The organism is Lentibacillus juripiscarius, assembly GCF_042685205.1.
Classification (GTDB): Bacteria; Bacillota; Bacilli; order Bacillales; family Amphibacillaceae; genus Lentibacillus; species Lentibacillus juripiscarius.
In genome coordinates, this window is record NZ_JBHUNA010000042.1 from 40150 (window position 1) to 52581 (window position 12432).

At 47.4% G+C, this 12432-nt stretch carries 9 protein-coding genes; 1 reads left to right on the forward strand and 8 read right to left on the reverse strand.

The features are described 5' to 3' along the window. From ACFSUO_RS16145 to ACFSUO_RS16165, 5 genes are all read right to left on the reverse strand, one after another. The coding region (locus tag ACFSUO_RS16145) for an MATE family efflux transporter (protein ID WP_382396101.1) at window positions 1-1163 on the reverse strand (1163 nt) is incomplete at its 3' end. A gap of 102 nt (window positions 1164-1265) precedes the next feature. Continuing rightward, window positions 1266-2300: an NAD(P)H-dependent flavin oxidoreductase gene (locus ACFSUO_RS16150; RefSeq protein ID WP_382395993.1), complete on the reverse strand. Its 1035-nt coding sequence runs from the start codon at window positions 2298-2300 to the stop codon at window positions 1266-1268. A gap of 636 nt (window positions 2301-2936) precedes the next feature. Then, window positions 2937-5114, reverse strand: coding sequence for a TRAP transporter permease (locus tag ACFSUO_RS16155; RefSeq protein WP_382395995.1), 2178 nt, complete (start codon window positions 5112-5114; stop codon window positions 2937-2939). Window positions 5115-5155: 41 nt separating this feature from the next. Further along, window positions 5156-5689, reverse strand: a complete 534-nt coding sequence (locus ACFSUO_RS16160; protein ID WP_382395997.1) for a DUF1850 domain-containing protein — start codon at window positions 5687-5689, stop codon at window positions 5156-5158. Then, window positions 5689-6726 carry a TAXI family TRAP transporter solute-binding subunit gene (locus ACFSUO_RS16165; protein WP_382395999.1) on the reverse strand — a complete coding sequence of 346 codons (1038 nt, stop codon included), beginning with the start codon at window positions 6724-6726 and terminating at the stop codon, window positions 5689-5691. Before ACFSUO_RS16165 ends, ACFSUO_RS16160 begins: the two co-directional genes overlap by 1 nt. Window positions 6727-7012: 286 nt before the next feature. On the opposite strand from ACFSUO_RS16165, the gene ACFSUO_RS16170 reads away from it, so the two are divergent. Continuing rightward, on the forward strand, window positions 7013-8308 hold the full coding sequence (locus tag ACFSUO_RS16170) for a hypothetical protein (protein ID WP_382396001.1): 1296 nt from the start codon (window positions 7013-7015) through the stop codon (window positions 8306-8308). Between the two features lie 76 nt (window positions 8309-8384). Here the strand turns inward: ACFSUO_RS16170 and ACFSUO_RS16175 are convergent, their stop codons facing one another. The 3 genes from ACFSUO_RS16175 to ACFSUO_RS16185 form a co-directional block, all read right to left on the reverse strand. Next, window positions 8385-8537, reverse strand: a complete 153-nt coding sequence (locus ACFSUO_RS16175; RefSeq protein ID WP_382396003.1) for a hypothetical protein — start codon at window positions 8535-8537, stop codon at window positions 8385-8387. A gap of 92 nt (window positions 8538-8629) precedes the next feature. Continuing rightward, window positions 8630-11791, reverse strand: coding sequence for an SNF2 helicase associated domain-containing protein (locus ACFSUO_RS16180; protein WP_382396005.1), 3162 nt, complete (start codon window positions 11789-11791; stop codon window positions 8630-8632). 340 nt (window positions 11792-12131) lie between these two features. Beyond that, window positions 12132-12266 (reverse strand): YvrJ family protein, encoded by a 135-nt coding sequence (locus ACFSUO_RS16185; protein WP_382396007.1) that lies wholly within the window; start codon window positions 12264-12266, stop codon window positions 12132-12134. Window positions 12267-12432: the final 166 nt, after the last annotated feature.

Genomic DNA, 12432 nt, shown 5'->3' on the forward strand with positions numbered 1-12432 from the left:
ACGAGTACCTGATACATCGCTCCCGCGGCCCGGACAATTCCATTCAGAATAAAATTAATGCCAAGAAATGGGTAACACAATGCGATAATCTGCAAATAGGTGGTTCCAAACGAAACAGCGGCTGGATCTTCTATGAACAGCCTGATGCCATATTCCGCAAATAAAACAACGATAATACCGACGAGCAGCATCACCGAGAAATTATACAGGACACCAAATTTGGCGATCTGTCTTACACGCGGCCAGTCACGCACACCGATATTTTGTCCGGCCATGCTGTTGACCGATGTTCCCAAAGCATGAGCTGGCAGCATTAAAATACTGTCCAACCGTTGTGCCGCCCCAAATCCAGCCACCACATGATTCCCGAATCCAGTGACAACACTCATAATGGCCGCCGACCCAGCTGAAATGACCGCCATCTGTAAGCCGGAGGGAATGCCAAGATTCAAAATTATGCCAACCTCCTGTTTCGCCGGGACACTAGGTATACTGAACGGAGCAAGTTTTTTCGAAAGCACGTAAACGATTCCATAAAGAAACGCACTGCCCTGCGCCACAATCGTCGCAAATGCCGCCCCTTTGATGCCAAGCCCGAATCCACTAATGAACAGCGGGTTTAGAATAATGTTCAGTAAAACCGCCATCATAACAAAGCGGAGGGGTGTTTTACTATCGCCAAGCGCACGAAGAACGGTCGAAATAAAATTGTAGCCAAATAAAAATAAGATACCGAGAAAATTAATCTGCAGATACGTCTGTGCTTCCGGCAGCATCGTCTCCGGTGTGCCTAAAAGCCGCAGCAGCTGTTCGGCAAATGTATGGCCAAGCGTGCTTAACAGCAGTGCCATCACAGTCAAAATAACGACAAATGCATTCAAATACCGCTTCAGGCCTGATTCATTGTCACGGCCTTTCTGCTGCGAAAGAATCGTCAGCGCCGCATTATTCAGCCCAAGAACGAACGAAAGCACCGTAAAAATAATTGTACTCGATACAGCAACCGACCCAAGCGCACTCGCTCCCAGCAAGTTCCCGACCCACAAACTGTCTGCAAACTGATACGACGTCTGCAGCAGATTCGTCAGCATGACCGGGCCGGAAAAAATAATCAGATGCCGTAAAATATTCCCCTGTGTGAAATCATGCTGTCCCGCCATCATTGCCCGCCTTTCCGTACTATTCCTCTGCTATTGTAGCACGAAAGGCAGTGTTCTTTCTTTTGAAACACTTATGATCCGTGCAGGCGGGTGGCTGCGAGTGAGTTACACGAACGAACGCACAATGACTGCAGCTGGCTCTTCCTGCTCAATCAGGCCGACACCCTGCCCCGCCCATAACGACTGCATATCCGCCAAGCTATGCTGTTTCGCGGCGGCACGAATGTCTTTGGTCATTTGATTTTGAATCGGATATGGCAATGGCTCGATTTCGCTGGTTTCCACTTCTTGAACAAATCGGTTGCGGATGGCACGCGCTGGCCTGCCGGAAAACACCTTCGTAATCGCGGTATCACCTGTATCTGCGCTGATGAGTGCCTGGCGGTAGGCTGTGTTCGTACCTGCTTCTTTGGCTACTAAAAATCTCGTGCCAAGCTGCACACCTGCTGCACCCATGGCTAATAAAGCGTCCATTTGACTTTTCGAGTGAATTCCACCTGCTGCAACAACGGGCACCCGGACTTGTGCTACGATTTCCTGGACGAGCACGAGTAATCCGATGGTGCTTCCATACGGGAAATTTTCAACATTAAATGTTCCCCGGTGTCCGCCCGCTTCCACACCTTGGGCGACAATCACATCATAGCCGGCGTCTTCCAGCTGCCGGGCCTCAGCAGGATTCGTTGCCATGCCAATCAGTGTAACCCCCTTGTTTTGCAGGCGCTCCATATGCGCATCACCCAGCATCCCAAATGCCGTGCTGACAATAGGGATATTTTCCTCAAGAATGACATTTATTTTCTGGTCCAAATGATCATACACGTGAACGGAGCTTGCCCCAGGATCCGCACCAAGTTCGTTACGGAAGCCGTCCAGAAACCGCTGCATTGGCTGGATATCCGCGGATGATGCATCCATGTTTACGGCAAAAAGATTCACAGCAAATGGCTGATCCGTCAGTTGTTTTACCTTTCTGATGTCTTCCTTTAGTGATGTGCCGTCCATGTAGCCTGCCCCGATTGTTCCAAGGGCACCTTCATTTGCGACCGTGGCAACCAATTCTGGTGTCGTAATCCCGCCCGCCATGCCGGCCTGAATAATCGGCACCTCAATCTGCAATTTATCCAGTAATCTATTCACAATAACATTCCTCCATTTTTTATTAAATTTATGAATCAACCTAGCCCTAAGCCTTCGTTGCACTTATGCATTAGGAAAGTATTTATACTTGGCTGTTTCCGAAAAGATTCCACCATTCGATAGTTCCTTATTATTGCACAGTTGATCTATACTGCGACACACTGAAAATTTATCTTTCGTAGCACTTTCTCTCGTTCTAATGATAGATTAGTGCTTGAATTCGCTTCGGCAGAATACTTCGCTTTCCGCGGGCACGGCTTCAGCCTCCTCGCGGAAAACCGCCGCTGCTCAGGTCTAGACACGTGCTGTTCCCGCAGGAGTCTACGTATTCTGCCTACGCTGGTAGTGGTGTTCTGATATCGAAAGGGGAAAGCCATGGAATTTACGTTACACGGACTTTTATTCCTTGAACAGAAAACTATTCTAAGCTGCGGAAAAATGCGAGACTCCTATGGGAAAAGGAACAGTCTGAAGACCCCGCAGCGAGCGTTCTTTGGAGCGAGGAGGCTGAGGCGTTCCCCATGGAAAGCGAGTATTTTTAAATGCAACAATTGATACAAAAAGAGTTTTATATTTTCTTACCTGTCAAAAAAGAAGCTATCCCACAGTAGTACACTGCAAAATAGCCCTTTTTCCTTACACAGTCTCTTGTGCCGGTTCAACTTGTGATCTGTCTTCTCTGTCCCGTTTCCACCACTGATAAACAATAATAGCTGCAAACAAAGCAACACCAATAGCATCGGTCAGTAAAGAGTGGTTAAGCAATACAACTGCAGCGGCTACGGCAAGAACACGCTCCAGCCATCCAAACTTGGTGAACAGGTAGCTCTGAATAAAGGTGGACCATGCGATAATACCGATGAACGCAGTCATGATGCTCAATGCAATCTGTATCCAAGTCGCAGTCTCATCCTGCAAAATCAGCATTGGATTCATCACAAAGGCAAACGGCAGCAAGAGGGCACCCATATCAAATTTAAACCCTTGCACACCGGTTTTGACCGGATCAGCCTTGGCAATTCCGGATGTGGCGTATGCCGGCAGATTAATCGGTGGTGTATCGTCTGCAAGAATGCCATAGTAAAACACAAACAAGTGGGCTGCCAACACTGGAATATCGAGCTGTATCAGCGCCGGTGCCATTACCGCCGCCAGCACAATATATGTGGCTGTTGTCGGCAGGCCGAGTCCCATGACAATACATGCACCCATGGTGAACAGGAGCACCAAGAATAACTGCTCGTTGGCCAAGTCCAGGATAAGACCGGACAAAATCGGACCAAGCCCAGTCATGGTAACAACACCAGTCAAAATCCCCGCACTCGCACAGGCTGCCACAACGCTTAACGCATTCTTCGCACCTAATTCTAATGCGGAAAGAAATTCTTTCCATCCAAATTTAACCTGTTTTTCTGTATCGACTTTTTTGCCCATGACGTACCAAATCAATGCAAAAATGATACTACCGATGGAAACGAACGTCACATATTCATTCAGCCCGAACAGCAAATGCGCTGCATACGCCGCCCCTGTAAAAACAAGGGAAACGAGAAATCCGGCACCGAAGTTCTTTTGCATCCGGTAAGAAAACAAAGCGATTGTAATCGTCCCGACAATTGCCATAAAAGATGCGAGAATCGGTGTAAGCCGCAATATGAGCAAAACAATAATCGCGATAATTGGCAGCAGCAAGTAACCGCGCCCGGCAAAAACCCTGAACGGCGACACAAGTTCTTTCCGGGGAATCCCCGTCAAATTATGCTTGCTCGCTTCCAAGTGTACCATGAACAAAATTGCCGTATAACTGAGCAATGCTGGTATAGCGGCCGATTTCACGATATCCAGATACGGAATCCCCGTAAAGTCTGCCATAATGAACGCGGCGGCACCCATCACCGGTGGGAGCAGCTGTCCGCTGGAGGAGGCCGCCACCTCGACTCCTCCGGCAACTTTTGGACGAAATCCGGTTTTTTTCATCAGTGGGATTGTAAACGTTCCTGTCGTTACCGCATTCGCCACTGAACTTCCGGAAATAGACCCCATCATACCGGATGATATGACAGCAGCCTTGGCCGGGCCGCCTTTAAAGGAACCGACAAGCGACATGGCCAGGTCAATGAACATTTTCCCAGCACCGGTAACTTCCAGAAATGCCCCGAACAAGATAAAAATGAACACGTACTGTGCCGATACCGTAATCGGTGTACCGAAAATCCCTTCGTTGGACAGGTACATGAATTCAGCGATTTCGCTCCATGTAAAACCAAAGTGATTGATCACATCCGGCAAAATTGCCCGGGCGCCAAGAAAGTCCGGCAAATACATATCGCCAAGCCAGGCATACAGCATAAAAGTCGTTGCCAAAATCACCAGCGGTTTACCAACAACACGACGTGTCGCCTCCAGCACGAGCAGAAGGGCAATAAACGACATCACCGTATCCATCGTGTTCGGGTCGCCGACTTTCCCGACCAGGTCCTTGGAAATAATTAAAATATAAATACCGGTTGATGCCCCGAGCAATGAAAGCAGCAGATCATACCAGGGAATTTTCTTCTGGCCGAGGTTCTTTTTATACGGAAAGATCAAGAAAATGAGGGTCAATGCAAAAGCAAGGTGAACGGCATTCTGCTGCATCCGCGGGAGCATATCAATGCCAGCTGTATATAAATGAAACAGCGAAAAGCTGACGGCCACGACCAACACAGCCACAGCCATCCAGCCAAACAGCGTACGGTCACTGCCCTCGAGCTCGTCTAGCTGCTTATTCAGTTCTTCCTGGTTGAGTTCTTTGTCTAGATTTGATTGAGCCATAAAGGGCCTCCTTTCAAGGTCGGAACGGTTCTTCCAATCTGTCAAACTAGCTTTTTCCATAAGTAGACCACCATCGGCTCTTCTTTTATGTGAAGCGAAAAAGTTCTGCCGACAAATGGCTCTTTATAAATATCCCATGTTTTCCTGTCAATTGTGATGGTCTGTTTTGCCATGCGGACCGGGTGAAAAAGCACTTCCTGAAACTTCTTTTCAATAGAGTCAATGACATAAAAACCATCTTCAAGCCGGTCGGTCGCTCCTGGTGGTGGCTCTGTTTCAATTCCAGCGCCAAAACTGCAATTCCAGCTTTCCATCAGGACCATGTCATACTCACTGTTCACTTCATACTTTTCAATAATCGGGCACTTGGCAACAGAATGGATGTACCGTGACGAAACATTCGTATCGGCATTTACCAGCTCCGCAATCAAGACGTCTCCATTGTCGGCTTCCGCATACATAACATGGACGTCAGACTGAAGCAAATAAATGCCGATAAGAATGAAAATGCCTGTTATAATCCAGGCAAGCCTGCGCCAGGGCAGGCGTTGCCGTTTTTTAAATAAAGATTTCATTATTCGACCGAAATGCCTTCCTCTTCATAATACTTGGCTGCACCAGGATGCAAGTCAATGGACATACCATCTGTTGCCGTTTCCAACGTGATGTCTTCCCCGCGTGAGTGTGCATCCACCAGTTCGGAACGGTTTTCAAACATTCCTTTTGTCATGTTGTATACAGCATCTTCCGGCAGGGATTTATCCACAACGAGAATCGCCATAACAGCTACTGTATTAATGTCCTCTTCCTGGCCATAGTCAGCATAGGTGTCAGCCGAAATATTACGTTCTGTGTAATAGGAATACTCGGAAAGAAGCTTATCGATTACTTCATCGGAAAGGGAGAGTACGTTTACATCTTTGCTTGCCCCCAATTCCTGAATCGCACTGGTTGGCGCACCAGCTGTAATAAATGCAGCGTCAATCGTACCATTCTGCAGCCCTTGCGAAGCATCTCCAAAGCCCATGAATTCAGCCGTAATGTCATCATACGTAATACCTGCTGCATTCAGGATCTGTTTAGCATTGGCCTCAGCACCACTGCCCTGGTCACCAACGGCCACATTTTTCCCCTTCAGATCTTCCAGTGACTCAATTCCGCTGTCTGCAGTTGTAACAACCTGAATGTCTTCCGGATACAGGGACGTCATACCAGCCATATTATCGACTTTGTTTCCTTCAAAGTCACTGAGCGTTTCCCCGTTCACTGCATAATAGGCGATATCATTTTGAATCAGGACTGCCTGATATTTCTCTTCCGCCAGCTCCTGCGCATTTGTGACGGACGCACCAGTGGATACTGCACGTGCCTGTGAAACCCCGTCAACATTACTGAAAATCTGCTGGGCCATCGCTACCCCGAGCGGATAGTATGTACCACTCGTTCCACCAGTTCCCAGTGTCACGCGAACTTCCTCACCTGAGGCATCATCCCCGCCGTCATTGCCGCTGCCGCCATCCGTTTCCCCGCCATCATCCTGTGAACTTCCACAACCGGCAAGAGCAAACAGAAGGCCGATCAGAAGCAAGCCTGCAAGTTTCAGATTTTTCACGTAAAAATCCCCCTTTAACATATTAATCTATCATTGTCCATGATAAACCGTTTTCATTAATATGTCAATCAACAATGAATTTTCAGGTTGTTTAATTGAATACTCGACAGCTGCCATAACAATGGCCTACAAACATTTTAAAATCTTTTCACGCCCCTTCTTGACAATATTATGAAAATTCCGTACCATATTGTTATTAGCGAATAGTGTCGTAAAATGTGCCGTTACGGAAAGCTTTGCGCCATACACCTTAGTGGGCACTAGTCAAGACAGGAGGGCGAAACACGTGGATGTTAAAATTGCCGTCTTTGGCAGGGAAGAAATAATCGAGCGGATACACCATATTGCCGGGAAGATGAAGGATATCGAGATTTTTCCGCTCGTCTACACAGACCCTTCTGAAGCCAGGGCGTTAATCGAAAAGGCAGTAATGTGTGATATTTATCTGTTCGCCAGTCCACTGCCATACCAGCATGCCTTAGAAAAAATTAATAAAAAAAAGCTGCCTGCAGTTCAGGTTGAAGTGGATGCCTACATGATTCTAACCGCTTTTTATCATGTGAAAAACTACAAAGGACAAAAACTGGAAAGGCTCTCCGTCGATGTACCGGATGCAGGGCAAGTGGATGAGGTTCTCGACGAAGTAGGCATCCAGAACGAAACCATCTATACTCGCAGCTACGGGCAAAATAGTCCGGCTCTGGACACATCTGAAATTGCCGCATTTCATGAGTCACACTGGAAGGCAGGGGATACCGATCATGTGCTGACATCCCTCAGTGAAGTGGAAGAGGTTCTACGTTCTAAAGGGATACCTGTCACCTGCATGCAGACGCCGAACCTGAATATCCGGCATACCTTGGAAAAAGCAACGTCCATTGCAGTCATTAATCAGTCAAAAAGTGCACAAATCGTAGCCGGGTACGTCCGCATCAAGCATATTACCGATATCGAAGCAAAAAAAGGCCATAACCATGCACAGGAATTACAGTTGCAGCTTCATCAGTTACTGCTGAAATATTCGAAGAAAACGCATGCATCCGTCCTTGCCAATGGGGATCACCAATTTGCCCTATTCGGAACCCGCGGCGTCCTGGACCATATTACCAACCATTACCGTGACTTTCCGCTCTTGAAGGAAATAGAGTATGCGCTGGAGACATCCGTTGATATCGGGTTTGGACTCGGACTTACAGCGAAGCAGGCCGAGGACAACGCCAAGCTCGCATTGGAGACGTGCAGCGGTACACAGGAGGGCTCATGCTACATCGTCAATGAACGGCGGGAAACGATTGGCCCCCTAGGCGTAAAAAAGGAGATTAATCCTTCAGAATTATACCGGGCACTCATTCACGAGGCCAAACTAAATAACGAGCTGTCGTATAATTTCATTGACTTTATTGAAACCCGAAATAATGAACCGTTCTCATCCAACGATATCGCCACTTATTACCGGGTAACCAAGCGCAGTGCTGAACGAACCATCAAGAAACTCATCGCAGGGGACGTCATCAAGGTAGTCGGAGAAGAAAAGCCGTACGTGAAAGGGCGTCCGCGCAAACTGTTTCAGCTGAACCAATGAACAGCAGCCCGGTTCAGGTCAGCCATTATTTGAAAAAAGCTGCAGCACACTTATACGGTGAACTACAGCTTTTTTCCTATGATGTTCTGTCGTTGAACAAGTAATCCATTATACTGTCCAGCATTGGTACCGAATCCGTCACTAAAAGCACTGGCAGCAGCATGATAACAAACAAAACTGTCAAATTAGCAGCCACGAATTTAGGAATCCCTTTCAGTAATCGGTACAATGGAATCATCTCCTCAGGCTTTATGCCTTCTTTGTTCCATTGTAACGCTCAGGGAATAAATTGAAAAGTATGAAAGGTCCGTCGTTTGAGATTTAAAGATTCAACAGTTCCCGCACATCATCCTCGCTCAGCGTCGACAGCATCGACTCGCCCGGCTGGATGACCTGGTCAATCAATTCCCGTTTTTTCTGCTGCAGTTCATAAATTTTCTCCTCGATCGTCCCTTCTGTTACGAGACGAATCACCTGGACGACATTTTTTTGCCCAAACCGATGTGCCCGGCCTGTCGCCTGATCCTCTACCGCGGGGTTCCACCACAGGTCATACAGGATGACCGTGTCCGCACCTGTCAGGTTCAGTCCGGTTCCGCCCGCTTTCAGTGACACGAGAAATACACTTTTTTCGCCATTGTTGAAGCGCTCACTCATCTGCACGCGTTCTTCCGACTTGGTCTGCCCATGCAGATAGAAAAAGTCGATGCCTTCTTCCTGCAGTTTTTCCATAATGATTTCATGCATGCTGGTAAACTGCGAGAATATGAGCATGCGCTTGCCATTGGCGGCAGCGTTTCGAACTGTCTCCATCAGCTGATTCAGTTTGCCGGATTCCCCTTCATAGTTTTCCATAAACACGGATGGATGACAGCAAATCTGCCTCAGACGGGTCAAGCCGGCCAGAATCTTCATCCGGCTTTTATTAAATCCGCTCTCTTCCATCGACTGGGCTGCATCCTGCTGCAGCTGGCGCCAGTAGCCGACATATAGTTCTTTTTGATCCCGGGTCAGCTCGGAAACGTGGACGGATTCAATTTTTTCCGGCAGTTCCTTGAGAACATCTTCCTTCACACGCCGTAAAATAAACGGACGTGTCATCGCCGCAATTTTATCGTGGGACAGTTGCTTAAATTTACGCTGGTTCGGCATAAGGCCAGGCAGGATGACTTGAAAAATAGCCCACAGCTCATCAATTGAATTTTCAATCGGGGTTCCGCTCAGCGCAAACCGTCGTCCTGCCTTCAGCTGACGGATGGCCCGGGATGTTTTGGTCGCATGATTTTTAATGTATTGCGCTTCATCCAGAATCAGCGTCTGGAACGTTTTGTCCTGGTATCGCTCCACATCCTGCCGTACAGTTGCGTAGGACGTAATCCAGACATCCGCCGTGCTGTATTCCTCAATCATCTGCTCTCGCTCCGCTGGGGTACCAGCCAGGACAGCCACCTGCAAATCAGGGGCAAACTTTTCACATTCATTTTTCCAGTTATATAAAACGGATGATGGTGCCACAATCAGATGGGGAGCGTCCCCTGGTTCCGACAGAATATAGGCGATGCCCTGTATTGTCTTGCCGAGCCCCATGTCATCCGCCAAAATACCGCCAAGGTGGTATGCACTGAGTGATTTAAACCATTGGTAGCCTGTCTGCTGGTAGTTGCGAAGTTCGGCGTTCAAATTCTCCGGCAGTGGATACACCTGTTCTTCCGGTGCTTTCAGCTGATGCAGCAGCTTCTGGAAAGCAGGCCCATAATGCTTCTCGGTCCCAATCAGCTCATCCACCTGTGTCCCGCGGTAAACAGGCATATGAACCTGACCATTTTGGATATCATCTTTTTCCAAATCCAAATCATCAAACAGCTGCTTAATGGAGGAGAATCCCTCCCCTTCCAGCGACAGGAACGAGCCATCCTGCAGGCGGTAATAGCGTTTTTTCTCCATAACGGCACCCAGAATCCGGTCGACTTCATCGTCATTGATTCCTTGCACATTGAACCCAATTTCCAGCAGATTGGACGAGGATTCCATCTGGACACTAGTGCTTGGGGATGGCTGGTTATCGACAATCAGACTGCGAATATCGGATGTCATGTACAAATCCAGGTATTTATCCAAAACAGGCAAAACCTGGTACAAAAATTCATACAGCGTTTCCTCATCTGTCTCGATATATAATTGTCTGCCATTATAATGGAAATTGGCATATTCAATCAGGTTCATGATCTGCTGTTCTTTTTCCACATCCCGGATGATGATGCCGTCCGTTTCTTCCCGGCCATTAAACGGATCAATCTGATGCTCTCCGTAATGGTATTCCAGATTCCCGATAATCCAGCTGTCGTCCAGCTCCAAATACAGTTTTGCCTGCAATGGGATCTGGACAATTTCCGATGCAACGTTGTCAGCAATCTGCACGTCGCCGACTTTTTGCAGTGACGGCATTACCTGGGAAATAAATGCATCGGCCTGTTCCTTCTCGACCGGCAGGGACTCCCCATAAGCAGCTGCCATTGTTATCTGCTTCATAATGGGCAGTTGATTTTCTTCAAGCACATAGAATGTCCCCTCTGCAAACAGAAGGCCATAGTTTTCGAAGTACTTAACCGCATTCATGCCATTCAGGTGTAATGCTATTTCCCCTGTGTCATCCTTATCCAGATCAAAACGGAACGGCAGCTCACCTTCCACAACGGCCATGTCCTTATAATCACGTTCATCCGCCTTCACCGTTATGTCCCGCTCCTGCAGCATAGAAAGCAGCTGTTTTGCCGCAAGTGGTGGAATAACCGCCGAACGATCCGGTGCATCGGCAAAATGATAGATGGACCTGTCGATATAAACCTGTTCATTGCGCAAAATAGCATACAGCTCGCGAAAGATTTCCAAATCCTGCTGCTGGACATAATGCACATCCGGATTATAGGTGAATGTTTTGGTGAAGTAATGTTCGTTGCCAGTCAAAACATCTTCCAGAAAGGCATACAGCTTCTTTACAACGAGGCAGCGCTTCTCCCCGACCTTTAGTTCCAGCAGCAAATGATCTTCCATATTCCATTTTAGATAGTATTCCACATGAACCGGTGTCATCCGCTGTGCAATCTCAGGTGCCGGTTCGTAATCATGCAGGGAGGACATGGCATTCATCAGCCAATTGGCCGTGTAATATTGCCGGGATTTTCTCAGTGAACTGCCGACATTGCTGTCACTAATCTCCATCATGACCGCCGCAACGTGTTTGCAATTGCCAAAAGCTGCAAAAGCTGGGCATTCACAATAGGCATTCAAATATCCTTTGGAAAGGCTGGCTATACTAATTTCAACAAAGTAACTTTCCGAACCACGGACATTCGCCGACCAAACATCAAAATTCCTGTCATAAGCAAGATCCGTGACCAAACCATTATTATAATATTCCAAACCGCGCTGATACACAACGGGGGAAAACAATTCTCGCAGTATGTTATCATTTATCGCCTTCAAAACGAATGTACCCTACCTTCTGCATACTCTTTATCTACCATTGTACTATGATACACCGGACTTTTAAACTGAATTCTCTTACTAGGTTGGGACAGAATGACGATTTCTATACTTTTATGGATTGGTGCCAGGGTGGTGACGGTGGATGAGGTGCGGTGAAATTGTGCGGGAAGTGGATCGATTTACGCTTAAATGATGCCAGTTTCAGCATTCATATCTCATATGTGAACTTTAGCAGATTTTTTGGTACCTTTAGCGGAAATAGTGTGAACTTCAGCGAAAAACAGTTGTCATAAAGAAAACTCCGGCATAACACCGAAGCTATCAATGGTCGAGGCAATTATTTCATTTTTGCCGGCAGTGCGTGTATGGATTCTATCAGATCATTCAGTTTGCCTTCGATTCGGTGCAGTAAATAAAATGTCACCACAATCGGAAAGCCAACCTCGGTCACAAACGATACCCACGTTTCCACTGGACATTCCTCCTGACTGTTTAAAATGTTAGCCCGTCCCGACAAAGCCGGAGCGGGCTTGTTTATTGATAGCCGCCCATTGCGACGGATTTTTTTGAATGTCTCTCTCCAATTTTGTCGGGACTGAGTGTTAGTACGTCGCTGCGGAAAAATACTCCCTTTCCGC

Excerpts from the sequence above, each read along its gene's own strand:
- ACFSUO_RS16155 (WP_382395995.1), bottom strand. The coding sequence starts at position 5,114 with ATGGCTCAATCAAATCTAGACAAAGAACTCAACCAGGAAGAACTGAAT.
- ACFSUO_RS16160 (WP_382395997.1), bottom strand. The coding sequence starts at position 5,689 with ATGAAATCTTTATTTAAAAAACGGCAACGCCTGCCCTGGCGCAGGCTT.